Here is a 15,943-nt window from a genome sequence, read left to right on the forward strand (position 1 = left end):
CGGGTGAGCGGGGGCTGATCGCGCGGTTCCCCGCGCCCCTGAAAAGCCGGTCCGGTGGACGTGCCTCAAGGGGCGCGGGGAACCGCGCGGGCAACCACGACGCACCCGCACCCGCCGCTGAACCCGCACCCCACCCCCGAACGGCGCACCCCCGTCCACCGGACGGCCCTCGGCGGATGCGCCTCGAAAGAGCCCGAGGTCCACTCGGGGCATGAGCAGCGAACCGCCCCCCGGTTCCGGCGGGCAGCAGCCGCCGGAAGACGACCCGCTGAGGAAGAACCCCTACGACAGCCCGCCCCCGCCCCCCGGCGGCGACGGAGGCGCCCACGGTGCCCCGCCTCCCGGCGGCGGAGGCCCGTACGGCGGAGGTCCTTACGGCGGCGGCCCGCCTCCGGGCGGCGGTGGTCCGTACGGCGGCGGCCCGCCCCCGGGCGGCGGAGGTCCGTACGGCGGTGACCCGTACGGCGGAGGCGGCTATCCCGCGGACCCGCTGGCCGGGATGCCCCCGCTCGCCGACAGCGGGCGGCGCACCCTCGCGCGGATCATCGACATGATCCTGGTGGGCATCGTGGTCTGGCTGCTCAGCTGGGCGTTCAACGTCCAGGAGTACCAGGTGGACGGCGACGACATCTCCGTCGGCAAGTCCTTCGGGCAGTCCGTGATCGCCGCCGTGCTCTACATCGCGTACGACACCTACATGACCACGAGGAACGGCCAGACCCTCGGCAAGAAGTGGCTCGGGATGCGGGTGGCCAACCTGGACAACGGGGCGACGCCCTCGGTGCAGACGTCGCTGATCCGGGCGCTGGTGCTGTGGATCCCGTTCGCGTTCTGCTGCGCCTGCGTGTGGACGATCATCGCGGGTGGCTGGAGCTTCTTCGACAAGCCCTACAAGCAGGGCCTGCACGACAAGGCGGCCAAGACGGTCGTGGTCAGCACCCGTTGACGGCCACCGGTCCCGGCGCCACCGGTACGGGCAAGGGCGGCGGCTCCGGCCTCAGGCGGCCCGGCCGCGCGTCGCCTCGCCCGAGCCCGCGGAGACCCGGGCCGCCGCGGACACCTGCACCCGCTCCCGGTCCGCGGCGAGCCGGTGGGCCGGCACGGCGGTCACCGCACGCGTCCCGGGCAGCGGGACCGTCATGGCGACCAGCAGCCCCAGGGCGAGGCCCGCGACGGCGATGAGGGCGATACCGGGCCCCGAACTCGTCTGCGACAGCAGCAGCATGGCGAGCGTCGAGAAGATCACGGTGCACGAACCGTAGGCGAACTGTGCGGCAGTCGGACGGGGCATGGCCATCGTGTCCTCGGAAGACATCATGGGGTGAGACGGGCTGTCGGCCTGGCTTTCCGCCGGTCTCCGGGCGTTCCGCCAAGCGACTCTAACCCGCTGTGTGCCCGAGCGGAACCAGTACTAAGCACGACCTAACCGGCACGGCCGATGCACGGGGGGCGCACGGATTCATGACGTCCGGGAAGTGGACGGTCCCGCGCGCCCGCCGGGTCCGACGGGGGCTCGCCGGAGCCGGCGAAGGTCACGATCCGGTGTCCGCAAAGCGAACCGCGGCTCCGCATAGTGCAATTGTTCTGCTCAAGTCAAGGGGTGTCTTTTCCGATGAACCTCTAGTCAAATGTCGTCACTTGACTACACGCGTTGATCACGTGTGCGCGGACTTGCTCTGTCCTTGTCCCCCCTTCCGCGCGCGTGCACGCGGGGGAGGAACTCAAGTGACCAGTAGATCCTGGACGTTCAGAGCCGCAGCGACCACCGTCGCACTCGCCGCCGCCACCGCCACGCTGTCGGCGGCCGGCGTGGCGCAGGCGGACTCGCCCGCCCGGCCCGACGCCGTGGACCGCCACGACCCGGCCCCGGAGAAGGGCACCGACTCGCACGACCTCAAGGGCCCGCTGAGCGAGACGCAGGCTGCCCAGCGCGAGGAAGCCCTCAACCAGGTCATATCCGGCGAGAACTCGGTGAAGAAGAAGGACGGCTCCAACGTCGTCCAGCTCAAGAGCAAGAAGGGCGACGCCAAGTACGTCGAGCTGGGCCGGGAGAAGACCGACAAGATCTTCACCATCCTGGTCGAGTTCGGCGACAAGGTCGACAGCCGCTACGGCGGCGACGCCGGCCCGCTGCACAACCAGATCGCCAAGCCGAACCGGAAGAAGGACAACTCCACGGCCTGGCAGGAGGACTACGGCCAGGAGCACTACCAGGACCTGTACTTCGGTTCCGGCAAGGGCGTCGACTCCGTCAAGACCTACTACGAGAAGCAGTCCTCCGGCCGCTACTCGGTCGACGGCGAGGTCTCCGACTGGGTCAAGGTCCCCTACAACGAGGCCCGCTACGGCAACAACGCCTGCGGCGACACCAACTGCCCGAGCGTGTGGAACGTCGTCAGCGACGGCCTGAACGCCTGGGTCGAGCAGCAGAAGGCGGCCGGCCGCACCGACGCCCAGATCAAGGCCGACGTGGCCCGCTTCGACGAGTGGGACCGCTACGACTTCGACGGCGACGGCAACTTCAACGAGCCCGACGGCTACATCGACCACTTCCAGATCGTGCACGCCGGTGAGGACGAGTCCGCGGGCGGCGGCGTCCAGGGCACCGACGCGATCTGGGCGCACCGCTGGTACGCCTTCGGCACCGACGCCGGCGCCACCGGCCCGTCGGAGAACAAGCTCGGCGGCGCGCAGATCGGCTCCACCGGTGTCTGGGTCGGCGACTACACCATCCAGCCGGAGAACGGCGGACTCGGCGTCTACGCCCACGAGTACGGCCACGACCTCGGTCTGCCGGACCACTACGACACGGCCGGCGGCGACAACTCCACCGGTTTCTGGACGCTGATGTCGTCCGGTTCGTGGCTGGGCACCGGCCGCAACGAGATCGGCGACCTGCCCGGCGACATGAACGCCTGGGACAAGCTCCAGCTGGGCTGGCTGAACTACGACACCGCCAAGGCGGGCGTCAACTCCTGGCACAAGCTGGGCGTGGCCGAGTACAACACCAAGCACAAGCAGGGTGTGGTCGTCGAGCTGCCGAAGAAGGCGGTCACCACGGAGATCGTCGCTCCCGCCGAGGGCAAGACCCAGTGGTGGAGCGGCAGCGGTGACGACCTCAAGAACACGCTGACCCGCAGCGTCGACCTCACCGGCAAGTCGTCCGCCTCCCTCACCCTGGACGGCTGGTACGACATCGAGGCCAACTACGACTACCTCTACACCGAGGTGTCCACCGACGGCGGCGCCAACTGGACCGCCCTGGACGGCACGTTCGACGGCCGCCCGATCGAGCGCGACGGCAGCGACAAGCCCGCCCTGAGCGCCACCGTCGACGCCTACGGCAAGCTCGTCTACCCGCTGGACGCCTACGCCGGCAAGAAGATCGACCTGCGCTTCCGCTACCAGACCGACGGCGGCGTGGCCCAGAAGGGCTTCGCGGCCGACGAGATCACGGTGACGGCCGACGGTGCGACCGTCTTCGCCGACAACGCCGAGACGGCCGACGACGCGTGGAAGGCCGTCGGCTTCACCCGCCAGGGCGCCTCGTTCACCAAGGACTACGCGCAGTACTACATCGCCGAGAACCGGCAGTACGTGTCGTACGACAAGACCCTGGAGACCGGCCCGTACAACTTCGGCTTCTCCGAGCGCCCGGACTGGGTCGAGCACTACGCGTACCAGAACGGCCTGCTGATCTGGAAGTGGGACACCTCCCAGGCGGACAACAACACCAGCGTCCACCCGGGCACCGGTCTCGTCCTGCCGGTCGACTCGCACCCGACCGCGCTGAAGTGGAAGGACGGCACGGTCATGCGCAACCGCATGCAGGCGTACGACTCGCCGTTCAGCCTCTACCGCACGGACGGCATGACGCTGCACAAGGCGGACGTCGCGAAGTACATCCCGGGCTCGAAGGGCGTCTCGGTCTTCAACGACCGCAAGAACGACTACTACGACCCGGCGAACCCGACCGGCGGTGTCAAGATCACTGACACCAACACGAAGATCCAGATTCTGAAGGAGGCCAAGAACGGCTCGACGATCGAGCTCGAGGTTGGCCCCGCGGGCAGGTAAATAGCATCTGCCCAGGTCAGAGCATGATCGGCGGCGACCCCCTGGCGGGTCGCCGCCGATCCGTGTTTAGGTGCGTCCTGTGGTTCTCTTATTGACACCGGGCCCGCGGCCCGGACCGACCCAGGCTGACTCGGGGGTATGACCGCATGGCCGCAGGAGGCTTCTGCAAGCTGCCGAACGGCACGGTGGTGGTGGCACTCAACCTGCCCAGCCCCGCCGGCCCGGAGGCCGGGGGCGTGCGTTTCCTCGTCCACGCCCACAACCGGGCGCGCGCCCTGACCAGGCTGCGCAACCTGGGGCTGCGCAGCGTCTACCTGCGGGGCAACGCGGCACCGCCCACCCCCGACGAGATCACCGCGGTCCTGCACCACCCGGACGGCCTGATATGGCGTACGGCACCGGTGGCGGGCACCGTGGGCGGCCCCGACCTGGTCCAGGAGCTGTGGCACCCGATCCGGGCCCTGCTCGGGCGCCCGACCGCCCAGACGTAGCCCCAGCAGCCCGGCGGGAGCCGTGCTCTGCCCGGGCTACTGCACGACCGGCTTCCCGGACAGCTCCACGCCCGCCTGCCGCAGCTCCTCCAGCGCCCGCTCGGTGGTGCCCACGGCCACCCCGGCGGTCAGGTCGAGCAGCACCTGCGTGCGGAAGCCCTCCCGGGCGGCGTCCAGGGCGGTGGCCCGCACGCAGTGGTCGGTGGCGATGCCCACGACGTCGACCTCGTCGATCTGCCGGGACCGCAGCCACTCGGCGAGCCCCGTGCCGTTCTCGTCGGTGCCCTCGAAGCCGCTGTAGGCGGCCGAGTAGGCCCCCTTGTCGAAGACGGCGTCTATCGCGCCGGAGGCGACGGCGGGCGCGAAGTTCGGGTGGAAGCCGACCCCCTCGGTGCCGGCGACGCAGTGCGCGGGCCAGGAGTGGACGTAGTCCGGGTTGTCGGCGAAGTGGCCGCCGGGCGCGATGTGGTGGTCGCGGGTGGCCACCACGTGGCGGTAGCCGGCGGGCGCCTGCCCGATCAGCTCGGTGATGGCGGCGGCCACGTCGGCGCCGCCGGACACCGCGAGGCTGCCTCCCTCGCAGAAGTCGTTCTGCACGTCTACGACGATCAAGGCGCGGCGCATGGTCGGGGTCCTTCGACTGGGTGGGCGGTGGGGTCGGCGCGGTACGGACGGGGCTGGTTCGTGCGGGTGGTACGGGGCTGATCCGGTCCTTGTGGCCCCGCACCAGGCTTAGCTACCCGAGCCCCCGTGCACGTACTCCGTCGGAATGACGGGTTCCCCTCGGGAGAGCTGGGTGGCGGACAGCGGAAGGTTGGCGCGGGCGGCCGCGTGCCGGTCCCGGGCGGCGTCCAGCGGCTCACGGGCGACGACCTCGCCGCCCTTGACCAGCTCGACCAGGAGCTGCCGGTCGGCGAGGGCCGCGGGCACCGGACCGGTACCGACCACCTCGGCCTCGGCGTACCCGTGCGCGTCCAGGCGCCGCGCGGCCCACTTGCGGCCGCCGACCGAGGTCTTGCCCCCGCTGGACTTCTTGGCCACCGGCACCAGCGGCGCCGCGGCGTCGTCGGGGCGGCCGGATCCGGCACGGGCGACCAGCTTGTAGACCATCGAGGCCGTCGGGTGCCCCGAGCCGGTCACCAGCTGGGTGCCGACGCCGTACGCGTCCACCGGCGCCGCCGCCAGCGAGGCGATCGCGTACTCGTCCAGGTCCGAGGTCACGACGATCTTCGTGTCGGTGGCGCCCAGCTCGTCCAGCTGCTGGCGCACCCGGTGGGCGACCAGCAGCAGGTCGCCGGAGTCGATGCGCACCGCGCCCAGCTCGGGCCCGGCGACCTCCACTGCGGTACGGACGGCCTCGGCGACGTCGTAGGTGTCCACCAGCAGCGTCGTGTCCCGGCCCAGTGCGTCCACCTGGGCGCGGAAGGCGTCCCGCTCGTCGTCGTGCAGCAGGGTGAAGGCGTGGGCGGAGGTGCCGACGGTGGGGATGTTGTAGCGGAAGCCCGCGGCCAGGTCGGAGGTGGTGGCGAAGCCGCCGACGTAGGCCGAGCGGGCCGCGGCGACGGCGGCCAGCTCGTGGGTGCGGCGGGCGCCCATCTCGATCAGCGGCCGGTCACCGGCGGCCGACGACATGCGGGAGGCGGCGGCCGCGATCGCCGAGTCGTGGTTGAGGATGGACAGGATCACCGTCTCCAGCAGCACGCACTCGCCGAAAGTGCCCTCCACCCGCATGATCGGGGACCCGGGGAAGTACACCTCGCCCTCGGGGTAGCCCCAGATGTCCCCGCTGAAGCGGTACTGGGCCAGATAGTCCAGCGTCTCCCCGTCGACGATGTCCTTCTCGCGCAGGAAGCGCAGGACGTCCGCGTCGAAGCGGAAGTTCTCCACCGCGTCCAGCACCCGCCCGGTGCCCGCGACGACGCCGTAGCGCCGCCCGTCGGGCAGCCGCCTGGTGAAGACCTCGAACACGCTGCGCCGCCCGGCCGTACCGGCTTTCAGCGCTGCCCGCAGCATGGTCAGCTCGTACTGGTCCGTGAAGAGTGCCGTCGAGGGGACGTCCACCGGCAGCCCAAGGTCCGCTGTGTTCATACGAGGATCGTACCCCCATTTCGTCACTCTGACGATTTCGATGTCCGCCCGGTCCGCGTGGCCCCCGCCACAGGCCCGTTTGTGCGGGCGCCCCCCTGGAGTGGCAGCATGGGCCATGTGACGGCAGCCGCACCCATGGAGATCGAGAAGACCGAGTCGGCGGAGGAGGTCTTCGCCGTACCCGAACCCGACGTGCCCTGGGTGACGATCGTGCACAACGATCCCGTCAACCTCATGAGCTACGTGACCTACGTCTTCCAGACGTACTTCGGCTACTCGAAGGACAAGGCCACCAAGCTCATGATGGACGTCCACCACAAGGGCCGGGCGGTCGTCTCCAGCGGCAGCCGGGAGGAGATGGAACGGGACGTACAGGCCATGCACGGCTACGGCCTGTGGGCCACCCTCCAGCAGGACCGGAAATGACCCACGCCCGCCCGCAGGACGGAAGCAGCTGAATCGCCTTCATGCCCGGACAATTCGAACCGCTCCCCGGCGGCGGCGCGGCCGTCGCGCTCGACGACGTCGAGATCTCCATCATCCGCTCCCTGGCCGTGCAGCTCCTGGAGCTGATCGGACCGGGCCCGGCCGAGGGCGCCTCCGACGACCCGCTGGCCGAGCTGTTCGCCGAGGGCCCCAGCGAGCCGCCCTCCGACCCGGTGCTGCGCCGCCTGTTCCCGGACGCCTACGGCGACCCCGAGGGCACCCCGCAGGCCCAGGAGGCCGAGGAGCAGCGGGCGCACTCCGCCGAGTTCCGCCGCTACACCGAGAACGACCTGCGGGCCGGCAAGCGGGAGAGCGCCCTCGCGGTGATCCGCGGCCTGGACGCGGTGGCCGCACAGTCCGCAGGCGAGGACGGGGCGGTGCTGAAGCTGTCGGCTGACGAGTCCCGGCAGTGGCTCGGCGCCCTCAACGACCTGCGCCTGGCGATCGGCTCCCGCCTGGAGATCGCCGACGAGGACGACACCGACCTGCTCTACCGGCTCCCGGACGAGGACCCGCGCAAGCCCATGGTGATGGCCTACCTGTGGCTCGGCGGGCTCCAGGAGTCGCTCGTCGCGACGCTCATGGCCTGACGGCCGCGCCGGTGCGCGCCCGCGGTCCGGGCGCGGCCGTGCGGGTGCGCGGCCGTGTCCCGAGCGGGACCGGCCGGCCACGTTCCGTGTCCGCTCAGCGGAGCCTCAAATCCGGATAACGATCCCGTCAAAGCTGTGCCCTTTTTGCTCCATCGGTGCGTGTTTTGTCCGCTTCTCCCTGTGTGACACGTCACAATCCGCCCCTGTGATCAGCGTCGCGGTCGTGGTAAATCTTCACGACCGCCCGGCGAACACCACCCGAATGTTCGGCCGGGTGCGCCACCGAGCCGGCAGACCGCCGGCCAGGCACCGAGCGGGATGTGAGGCCCGCTCAGCTCCATCATCCGGGGGGATCGAGACCCGATCCGAGGCCGAGAGAAGGTCCGGGTCGGCATGGAGAAAGGCGCACCACACATGACCTCTGCGCAGGTCGACACGGACAAGGCCCCCGAGGAGGGCTACGAGCGCGGTCTCAACAGCCGCCAGGTCCAGATGATCGCGATCGGCGGCGCCATCGGCGTCGGTCTCTTCCTGGGCGCCGGGGCCAACATCGCCAAGGCCGGCCCCAGCATCATCCTCATGTACGCCCTCGCGGGTGTGATCATCTTCTTCATCATGCGGGCGCTCGGCGAGCTGCTCCTCTACCGACCCGTCTCCGGCTCCTTCGCCGAGTACTCACGCGAATTCCTGGGCCCCTTCTTCGGTTACTTCACCGGCTGGACGTACTGGCTGATGTGGGTGGTCACCGGCATGGCGGAACTCACCGCCGCCGCGATCTACATCCACTACTGGTTCCCGGGCATCCCGCAATGGGTCTCCGCCCTGGTCTTCCTGGTCCTGCTGTTCGTGGCCAACCTGATCTCGGTGAAGCTCTTCGGCGAGATCGAGTTCTGGTTCTCGATGGTCAAGGTCACCGCCATCATCGGCATGATCGTCATCGGCATCGGCGTCCTCACCTTGGGCTTCAGCCAGGCCGGCGACACCGCCGCCGTCTCCAACCTGTGGGAGTTCGACGGCTTCTTCCCCAAGGGCATCGGCTCGTCCCTGATGACCCTCCAGGGCGTCATGTTCGCCTACCTCGCCGTCGAGCTGGTCGGCGTCACCGCCGGCGAGTCCGAGAACCCGGAGAAGACGCTCCCCAAGGCGATCAACACCCTGCCCTGGCGGATCGCCCTCTTCTACGTCGGCGCCCTCACCGTCATCCTGGCGGTGGTCAAGTGGACCGAGTTCGCCGAGGGGGTCAGCCCCTTCGTGAAGGCCTTCTCGGTCATCGGCATCCCGGCCGGCGCCGGCATCGTCAACTTCGTCGTGCTCACCGCCGCCCTGTCCTCCTGCAACTCCGGCATGTACTCCACCGGCCGCATGCTGCGCACCCTCGCGGACAACGGCGAGGCCCCCAGGGTCTTCAACAAGCTGTCCTCGACGAAGACCCCGGCCATCGGCATCGCCGTCTCGGTCGTCTTCATGGCCATCGGCGTGGTCCTGAACTACCTCGTCCCCGAGAAGGCGTTCGGCTACGTCACCTCCGTCGCCACCGCCGCCGGCATCTGGACCTGGCTGATGATCCTGGTCAGCCACGTCATGTACCGCCGCAAGGTGGTCGCGGGCCGGCTGCCCGCCTCCTCCTTCCCGGCGCCGGGCGGGTCGGTGTGCTCCTACATCGCCATCGCCTTCCTGCTCTTCGTCACCTGCCTGATCGCCTACGACGCCGACGCCCGCGTCTGCCTCTACGTGATGGCCGGCTGGGCCGCCGCCCTCGGCATCGGCTGGGCGGTGCTCAAGAGCCGCAACCCGCAGATCACCGAGCGGCCCGGCGAGCCGGAGCTCGAGAAGATCGGCTGACGCACCGACCGCCGCGCGGACCGGCTGACCAGCGCCTTCGCGCGCATCCAGGACATCCGGCCACCCGGGGACGCTCGTGGCGTCCCCACGGCCACCGCTCAGGATGTCCGGCATACGGGCCCTTGCGTACCACCCACCGGTACGCAAGGGCCCGTCTGCTTATCCTGGCCGCATGCTGACCATCTCCCAGGCCCTGTACGACCAGATCGTCGCCCACGCGCGCGAGGACCACCCCGACGAGGCGTGCGGCGTGGTGGCCGGCCCCGTCGGCGAGGGACGGCCCGAGCGGTTCATCCCCATGCTCAACGCCGCCCGCTCGCCCACCTTCTACGAGTTCGACTCGCAGGACCTCCTCAAGCTCTACCGCGAGATGGACGACCGCGACGAGGAGCCGGTGGTCATCTACCACTCCCACACCGCGACCGAGGCCCACCCCTCCCGCACCGACATCACCTACGCCAACGAGCCCGGCGCCCACTACGTCCTCGTCTCCACCGCGGACACCGACGGCGTCGGCGAGTTCCAGTTCCGCTCGTTCCGCATCGTGGAGGGTGAGGTCACGGAGGAGGAGGTCAAGGTCGTCGAAACCTACTGATCCCAGTGGGTGGACGAAAAGGGTCCATCAGGTGAGATCACACTCCGGAAGCCGGACCGGGAATCGATACGATGAGCCCATGGTTCTTCTCGACGTGAGCGACAAGGCGCCGGGCACGCTGCTCGTGGCGCGGCTGCACGTCGACCTGTGCAGGCTGAAAAGCGCCATCTGTTGATCTTCGTCGCCGCCGGACGGCCGTGAGCCGCGGCGGGCCGACGCGTGCCGCCGCGCGCCCCACGAACCCACGACACACTTCCGACAGGAGCACTCAGCCATGGCCATCGAGGTCCGCATCCCGACCATCCTCCGCCAGTACACCGACGGCCAGAAGGCGGTGGAGGGCAACGGGGACACCCTCGCCAAGCTCTTCGCCGACCTCGAGACCCGGCACACGGGCATCCAGGCCCGCATCGTCGACGGCGAGCAGCTCCGCCGGTTCGTCAACGTCTACCTGAACGACGAGGACGTCCGCTTCCTCGACGGCATCGACACCAAGCTGTCCGACGGCGACAGCATCACGATCCTGCCGGCCGTCGCCGGCGGCATGGCCTGATCGCCGATGCGTTACGACTCCCCGCTGGCCGCGGTGGGCAACACCCCTCTGGTGCGCCTGCCGCGGCTGTCGCCGTCCGACGACGTCCGCATCTGGGCCAAGCTGGAGGACCGCAATCCCACCGGCTCCATCAAGGACCGCCCCGCGCTGCACATGATCGAGCAGGCGGAGAAGGACGGCCGCCTCACCAAGGGCTGCACGATCCTCGAGCCCACCAGCGGCAACACCGGCATCTCCCTGGCCATGGCCGCCAAGCTCAAGGGCTACCGCATCGTCTGCGTGATGCCCGAGAACACCTCCCAGGAACGCCGGGACCTGCTCGCCATGTGGGGCGCGGAGATCATCTCCTCCCCGGCCGCGGGCGGCTCCAACACCGCCGTACGGGTCGCCAAGGAACTCTCCGCCGAGCACCCGGACTGGGTGATGCTCTACCAGTACGGCAACCCGGACAACGCCGGCGCCCACTACGCCGGCACCGGCCCCGAGATCCTCGCCGACCTGCCCTCGATCACCCACTTCGTCGCCGGCCTCGGGACGACGGGGACGCTGATGGGCGTCGGCCGCTTCCTGCGCGAGCACAAGCCGGACGTCAAGATCGTCGCCGCCGAACCGCGCTACGACGACCTCGTGTACGGCCTGCGCAACCTCGACGAGGGCTTCGTGCCCGAGCTGTACGACGCCTCCGTCCTCACCACCCGCTTCTCCGTGGGCTCCGCCGACGCGGTCACCCGAACCCGCGAGCTGCTCCAGCAGGAGGGCATCTTCGCGGGCGTCTCCACCGGCGCCGCGCTGCACGCCGCGATCGGCGTGGGGAAGAAGGCCGTCAAGGCCGGCGAGAGCGCGGACATCGTGTTCGTCGTCGCCGACGGCGGCTGGAAGTACCTCTCGACGGGCGTCTACACCGCCGAGACGACCGAGGCGGCCATCGAAACCCTCCACGGCCAGCTCTGGGCCTGACGCCTCCTCCCGCGCCCCGCCGTGGGGCGCGGGACACCCGCGCACGCCACGGGCGTCGTTCCGGGCCCGCGCACACCGCCGGAAGGCACGGGACTCCCGCGCCCGCCGTAAGGCGTCAGCCCCCGGGTCTCCTGCGACGCCGTAGGACGTCAGTCCCCGGCTCTCCTGCGACGCCGTAGGGCGTCAGTCCCCGGGTCGCCCGCAACGCCGTAGAGCGTCAGCCCCCGGGCCCCCGCTCGTCCCGCCCGCGCCCGCCCCGGCGGCCCCCGGGCCGGCGCTTCCCGCCGCGAGGCCGGCGCCCCCTGCCCCAGCCGTCGACGACCGTGGCGACGAGCGCGAGCGGCACCACCGCCGCGAAGACGAGCCACCAGGACGTGTCCATACCGTCGACCGTACCGGCGCACGCCGTCACCGCGCGCCCCCTCCGTGGCCCCGCGCTCCCGACGTCCAGCCGAACCGGTGATCCCACAGGTGAGTTCGCCCACAACGGCCCCTGGCGGAGGAGCGACCACCGGTTTCGCGCCTTACGCTCGACGAACCGCACGACCCCCGTCTCTCCACACGCGCCAGCGGAGGTTTCTGCTTCATGAAGCTCACCGTCGTCGGCTGCTCGGGGTCGTTCCCGTCCGCGGAATCGGCCTGCTCGAGCTACCTCGTCGAGGCCGACGGCTTCCGGCTGCTCCTCGACATGGGCAACGGAGCCCTCGGCGAGCTGCAGCGCCACTGCGGTCTCTACGACCTCGACGCGATCTTCCTCAGCCACCTGCACGCCGACCACTGCATCGACATGTGCGCCTACTTCGTCGCGCGCTACTACCGGCACGACGGCGGCCGCTGCGCCCCGCTCCCGGTCTACGGACCCGAGGGCACCGAGCACCGGCTGACCACCGCCTACGCCGACACCCCCTCCGCCTCGTCCATGAGCGAGGTGTTCGACTTCCACACGGTCAAGCCCTCCACGTTCGAGGTCGGCCCGTTCACCGTGCACACCGAGCGCGTCGCCCACCCCGTGGAGGCCTACGCCATCCGCATCGAGCACGGCGGCCGCTCACTGACGTACTCCGGCGACACGGGCGTCACCCCCGTGCTGGACGAACTGGCCCGCGACACCGACCTGTTCCTGTGCGAGGCCGCCTTCACGCACGGCAAGGAGAGCATCCCCGACCTGCACCTGAACGGGCGCGAGGCGGGCGAGAGCGCCACCCGCGCCGGTGCCCGGCGCCTGGTGCTCACCCACATCCCCCCGTGGACCGACCCCGAGGTCAACCGCGCCGACGCGCGCGAGGTCTACGACGGGACCGTGGAGGTCGCCACGGCGGGCGCGGTGTACGAGATCTGAGCCCCGCACACGCGCGAAGGCCCCGGAACCTGCACGGTTCCGGGGCCTTCGTCGTGCCGTACGGCAGGGGCTCACGCCTTGGTGAGGTCCTCGATCTCCTCCTCGGGCTCGCGGCCCGGGGTCTTCAGGTCGAACTTGACGATCGCGAAGCGGAAGAGCACGTAGTAGACGACCGCGAAGACCAGACCGATCGGAATGATCATCCATGGCTTGGTGGCCAGGCTCCAGTTCAGGGCGTAATCGATGAAGCCGGCCGAGAAGTTGAAGCCGTCATGGACGCCCAGTCCCCAGGTGATCGCCATCGAGGCGGCGGTGAGGACCGCGTGGATGACGTACAGGACCGGCGCGATGAACATGAAGGAGAACTCGATCGGCTCGGTCACACCGGTGACGAACGAGGTCAGCGCGAGCGAGACCATCATGCCGAGGACGGCCTTGCGGCGCTCCGGGCGGGCGGTGTGGGCCATGGCCAGGGCGGCCGCCGGCAGGCCGAACATCATGATCGGGAAGAAGCCCGACTGGTACATGCCCGCGGAGGGGTCGCCGTGCAGGAAGCGCGGGATGTCGCCCTGCCAGGCCTGACCGGCCGCGTCCGTGAAGTCACCGAGCTGGAACCAGGCCACCGTGTTCACGAACTGGTGCATGCCGACCGGGATCAGCGCGCGGTTCACGCCGCCGAACAGCGCCGCGCCGCCGGAGCCGAGGCTGGTCATCCACTCGCCGAAGTTCGAGATGCCGTCGCCGATGGGCTCCCAGACCAGACCGAAGAACACACCGACGACGATCCCGACGAACGCCATGATGATCGGCACCAGGCGGCGGCCGTTGAAGAAGCCGAGCCAGTCCACCAGCTTGGTCCGGTGGAACCGCTGCCACAGCACGGCGGCCAGCAGACCCATGATGATGCCGCCGAGCACACCCGGGTCGTTGTACGTCGCGGCGACGTCCTCGCCCTTCTGGACCACCGCCTCGGTGACCGGGAAGGCCTCGAGCACCTTGCTGTAGACGAGGAAGCCGACCACCGCGGCCAGTGCGGTCGAGCCATCGGCCTTCTTGGCGAAGCCGATGGCCACGCCTATGCAGAACAGGATCGGCAGCGAGCCGGTGAGGGCACCACCCGCGTTGTTGAAGACGGCGGCGACCTTGTCCCAGCCGAGACCGTCCTTGCCGAAGATGTCGTCCTGGCCGAGCCGGACCATGATGCCCGCCGCCGGCAGCACGGCGATCGGGAGCTGCAGGCTGCGTCCTACCTTCTGCAACCCCTGCAAAAGACCAGATCCCCGCTTCTTTGCGGGGGCCGCCTTGTCGGTGGCGGTGCTCATACTTCCTCCATCGGGTGGTGGTCTACACCACTCAGTGGTGTAGACCTGTTGTAGCACGATGAAGGCCGCGTAAGGAACCCGCGATTCCGCGACCGGACCGCTACGCGCAGTACCCGCCCAAGTCCCCTGCTCACAGGCGTGGGAGGGCGCGGAGAAGGCCCCCGGACCGACGGTCCGGGGGCCTTCGCGAGACCACCCTCAAAGGGTACGTGAGGACGGAAGTGGTCTACACCTTGGTGACGTCCTCCACCTCGTCCTCGGGCTCCCGTCCCGGAGTCTTCAGATCGAACTTCGTGATCGCGAACCGGAAGACCGTGTAGTACACCGCCGCGAAGACCAGACCGATCGGAATGATCAGCCACGGCTTCGTCGCCAGGTTCCAGTTGATGACGTAGTCGATCAGCCCCGCCGAGAAGCTGAACCCGTCCTTCACTCCCAGCGCCCACGTCACCGCCATCGACACACCCGTCAGCACCGCGTGCACCGCGTACAGCACGGGAGCGATGAACAGGAACGAGTACTCCAGCGGCTCCGTGATCCCGGTCACGAACGACGTCAGCGCCACCGACAGCATCAGGCCGCCGACCTCCTTGCGCCGGTGCGGCTTGGCGCAGTGCGTGATCGCCAGCGCCGCCGCCGGCAGCGCGAACATCATGATCGGGAAGAAACCCGTCGTGAACTGGCCCGCGTCCGGATCACCCGCCAGGAACATGTTGATGTCGCCGTGCACCACCGTGCCGTCCGGCTTCGTGTACGAACCGAACTGGAACCACATCGGCACGTTCAGGAACTGGTGCAGCCCGATCACCAGCAGCGCCCGGTTCGCCAGCCCGAACACACCCGAACCCCACGCGCCGATCCCGGTCATCCAGTCGCTGAAACTCTCCAGCGCGTCACCGATCGGCGGCCACACCCACAGACACAGCGCCGCGAACACGATCGCCAGGAACGCCATGATGATCGGCACCAGCCGGCGCCCGTTGAAGAAGCCCAGCCAGTCCACCAGCTTCGTCCGGTGGAACCGCCGCCAGAAGTACGCCGTCAGCAACCCCATCACGATGCCGCCGAAGACCCCCGGGTTCTGGAAGACGAACGCCGTCACCTCGCCCGAACCGTCGGTCACCTGGCAACCGACCTGCGGCACCGCCTTCGACCCCTCCGGACAGTCCTCCGGGAACTGCCGCAGCACGTTGTAGTAGACGAGGAACCCCGCCACCGCCGCCAGCGCCGTCGAACCGTCGGCCTTCTTCGCCATCCCGATGGCCACGCCCACACAGAACAGCAGCGGCAGCCCCAGCGCCCCGTCGAGCAGCGCACCGCCCGCGCCCGTCATCACCTTCGAGACGTTCGTCCAGCCCAGACCGTCGTCCCCGAACACGTCCGGCTGCCCCAGCCGGTTGAGGATGCCGGCGGCGGGCAGCACCGCGATGGGCAACTGGAGGGAGCGGCCCATCTTCTGCAACCCTTGGAACGCCGTGTTCCAACGGGCGCGAGCGGGACTGACCGCGCTGTCGGCGCTCATCCGGTCTCCCTCCGGTCTCGGTCCGGCCCGACCCGGCCGCCGGTACACTGGTGTAGACCAGTTGACGGACGGCTCCGCCGT

The 15,943-nt window shown here is 69.7% G+C and carries 16 protein-coding genes and 1 pseudogene; 11 read left to right on the forward strand and 6 right to left on the reverse strand.

Translation table 11 applies throughout. The annotated features are described in order from the left end of the window. Nucleotides 1-211: 211 nt before the first annotated feature. A complete protein-coding gene (locus tag EV562_RS34995; protein ID WP_166661597.1) occupies nt 212-946 on the forward strand; it encodes an RDD family protein in 735 nt (244 codons plus the stop codon). Nucleotides 947-997: 51 nt separating this feature from the next. Here EV562_RS34995 and EV562_RS05080 read toward each other — a convergent pair whose 3' ends face one another. Then, the gene (locus EV562_RS05080; protein ID WP_133885458.1) at nt 998-1,297 is read right to left on the reverse strand and encodes a hypothetical protein; all 300 of its coding nucleotides are present in this window, start codon (nt 1,295-1,297) and stop codon (nt 998-1,000) included. A gap of 428 nt (nt 1,298-1,725) precedes the next feature. Between EV562_RS05080 and EV562_RS05085 the strand changes: the two genes are divergently transcribed. Both EV562_RS05085 and EV562_RS05090 read left to right on the forward strand, forming a co-directional pair. Further along, a complete protein-coding gene (locus EV562_RS05085) occupies nt 1,726-4,077 on the forward strand; it encodes an immune inhibitor A domain-containing protein (protein ID WP_133885459.1) in 2,352 nt (783 codons plus the stop codon). 146 nt (nt 4,078-4,223) lie between these two features. Continuing rightward, the gene (locus tag EV562_RS05090) at nt 4,224-4,568 is read left to right on the forward strand and encodes a hypothetical protein (RefSeq protein ID WP_133885460.1); all 345 of its coding nucleotides are present in this window, start codon (nt 4,224-4,226) and stop codon (nt 4,566-4,568) included. A gap of 36 nt (nt 4,569-4,604) precedes the next feature. On the opposite strand, the gene EV562_RS05095 is transcribed toward EV562_RS05090, so the two are convergent. Together EV562_RS05095 and EV562_RS05100 are read right to left on the reverse strand one after the other, a co-directional pair. Beyond that, nucleotides 4,605-5,192: a nicotinamidase gene (locus tag EV562_RS05095; RefSeq protein ID WP_133885461.1), complete on the reverse strand. Its 588-nt coding sequence runs from the start codon at nt 5,190-5,192 to the stop codon at nt 4,605-4,607. Nucleotides 5,193-5,300: 108 nt separating this feature from the next. Next, nucleotides 5,301-6,656, reverse strand: coding sequence for a nicotinate phosphoribosyltransferase (locus EV562_RS05100; RefSeq protein WP_133885462.1), 1,356 nt, complete (start codon nt 6,654-6,656; stop codon nt 5,301-5,303). Nucleotides 6,657-6,764: 108 nt separating this feature from the next. On the opposite strand from EV562_RS05100, the gene clpS reads away from it, so the two are divergent. From clpS to EV562_RS05140, 7 genes are all read left to right on the forward strand, one after another. Further along, entirely contained in the window at nt 6,765-7,082 is a 318-nt protein-coding gene (clpS, locus tag EV562_RS05105) for an ATP-dependent Clp protease adapter ClpS (protein WP_133885463.1), read from the forward strand. A gap of 41 nt (nt 7,083-7,123) precedes the next feature. After that, nucleotides 7,124-7,732 (forward strand): DUF2017 domain-containing protein, encoded by a 609-nt coding sequence (locus tag EV562_RS05110; RefSeq protein WP_133885464.1) that lies wholly within the window; start codon nt 7,124-7,126, stop codon nt 7,730-7,732. Between the two features lie 414 nt (nt 7,733-8,146). After that, nucleotides 8,147-9,574, forward strand: a complete 1,428-nt coding sequence (locus tag EV562_RS05120) for an amino acid permease (protein ID WP_133885465.1) — start codon at nt 8,147-8,149, stop codon at nt 9,572-9,574. A gap of 172 nt (nt 9,575-9,746) precedes the next feature. Beyond that, the gene (locus EV562_RS05125) at nt 9,747-10,169 is read left to right on the forward strand and encodes a M67 family metallopeptidase (protein ID WP_133885466.1); all 423 of its coding nucleotides are present in this window, start codon (nt 9,747-9,749) and stop codon (nt 10,167-10,169) included. 79 nt (nt 10,170-10,248) lie between these two features. Next, complete coding sequence (locus EV562_RS35970; protein WP_328657635.1) at nt 10,249-10,344, forward strand: putative leader peptide; 96 nt, start codon at nt 10,249-10,251, stop codon at nt 10,342-10,344. A gap of 99 nt (nt 10,345-10,443) precedes the next feature. Continuing rightward, the gene (locus EV562_RS05135) at nt 10,444-10,722 is read left to right on the forward strand and encodes a MoaD/ThiS family protein (RefSeq protein WP_122619852.1); all 279 of its coding nucleotides are present in this window, start codon (nt 10,444-10,446) and stop codon (nt 10,720-10,722) included. 6 nt (nt 10,723-10,728) lie between these two features. Continuing rightward, nucleotides 10,729-11,679, forward strand: a complete 951-nt coding sequence (locus EV562_RS05140; RefSeq protein WP_133885467.1) for a cysteine synthase — start codon at nt 10,729-10,731, stop codon at nt 11,677-11,679. 247 nt (nt 11,680-11,926) lie between these two features. Here EV562_RS05140 and EV562_RS05145 read toward each other — a convergent pair. Next, nucleotides 11,927-12,061: pseudogene (locus tag EV562_RS05145) on the reverse strand (type II toxin-antitoxin system PemK/MazF family toxin); the annotation flags it as partial. 204 nt (nt 12,062-12,265) lie between these two features. On the opposite strand from EV562_RS05145, the gene EV562_RS05150 reads away from it, so the two are divergent. Then, on the forward strand, nt 12,266-13,018 hold the full coding sequence (locus EV562_RS05150) for an MBL fold metallo-hydrolase (RefSeq protein ID WP_133885469.1): 753 nt from the start codon (nt 12,266-12,268) through the stop codon (nt 13,016-13,018). Between the two features lie 71 nt (nt 13,019-13,089). Here EV562_RS05150 and EV562_RS05155 read toward each other — a convergent pair whose 3' ends face one another. Then, nucleotides 13,090-14,340, reverse strand: a complete 1,251-nt coding sequence (locus tag EV562_RS05155; protein ID WP_133885470.1) for a PTS transporter subunit EIIC — start codon at nt 14,338-14,340, stop codon at nt 13,090-13,092. A gap of 226 nt (nt 14,341-14,566) precedes the next feature. Continuing rightward, the gene (locus tag EV562_RS05160; RefSeq protein ID WP_133885471.1) at nt 14,567-15,862 is read right to left on the reverse strand and encodes a PTS transporter subunit EIIC; all 1,296 of its coding nucleotides are present in this window, start codon (nt 15,860-15,862) and stop codon (nt 14,567-14,569) included. Nucleotides 15,863-15,943: the final 81 nt, after the last annotated feature.

The organism is Streptomyces sp. BK208 (genome assembly GCF_004364245.1).
Classification (GTDB): Bacteria; Actinomycetota; Actinomycetes; order Streptomycetales; family Streptomycetaceae; genus Streptomyces.

Coding starts and splice junctions, on each gene's coding strand:
- EV562_RS05125 (WP_133885466.1), top strand. CDS start 9,747: ATGCTGACCATCTCCCAGGCCCTGTACGACCAGATCGTCGCCCACGCG.
- EV562_RS05120 (WP_133885465.1), top strand. CDS start 8,147: ATGACCTCTGCGCAGGTCGACACGGACAAGGCCCCCGAGGAGGGCTAC.
- EV562_RS05150 (WP_133885469.1), top strand. CDS start 12,266: ATGAAGCTCACCGTCGTCGGCTGCTCGGGGTCGTTCCCGTCCGCGGAA.
- EV562_RS05140 (WP_133885467.1), top strand. CDS start 10,729: ATGCGTTACGACTCCCCGCTGGCCGCGGTGGGCAACACCCCTCTGGTG.
- EV562_RS05110 (WP_133885464.1), top strand. CDS start 7,124: ATGCCCGGACAATTCGAACCGCTCCCCGGCGGCGGCGCGGCCGTCGCG.
- EV562_RS05155 (WP_133885470.1), bottom strand. CDS start 14,340: ATGAGCACCGCCACCGACAAGGCGGCCCCCGCAAAGAAGCGGGGATCT.
- EV562_RS05095 (WP_133885461.1), bottom strand. CDS start 5,192: ATGCGCCGCGCCTTGATCGTCGTAGACGTGCAGAACGACTTCTGCGAG.
- EV562_RS34995 (WP_166661597.1), top strand. CDS start 212: ATGAGCAGCGAACCGCCCCCCGGTTCCGGCGGGCAGCAGCCGCCGGAA.
- EV562_RS05160 (WP_133885471.1), bottom strand. CDS start 15,862: ATGAGCGCCGACAGCGCGGTCAGTCCCGCTCGCGCCCGTTGGAACACG.
- EV562_RS35970 (WP_328657635.1), top strand. CDS start 10,249: ATGGTTCTTCTCGACGTGAGCGACAAGGCGCCGGGCACGCTGCTCGTG.
- clpS (WP_133885463.1), top strand. CDS start 6,765: ATGGGCCATGTGACGGCAGCCGCACCCATGGAGATCGAGAAGACCGAG.
- EV562_RS05080 (WP_133885458.1), bottom strand. CDS start 1,297: ATGGCCATGCCCCGTCCGACTGCCGCACAGTTCGCCTACGGTTCGTGC.
- EV562_RS05135 (WP_122619852.1), top strand. CDS start 10,444: ATGGCCATCGAGGTCCGCATCCCGACCATCCTCCGCCAGTACACCGAC.
- EV562_RS05100 (WP_133885462.1), bottom strand. CDS start 6,656: ATGAACACAGCGGACCTTGGGCTGCCGGTGGACGTCCCCTCGACGGCA.
- EV562_RS05090 (WP_133885460.1), top strand. CDS start 4,224: ATGGCCGCAGGAGGCTTCTGCAAGCTGCCGAACGGCACGGTGGTGGTG.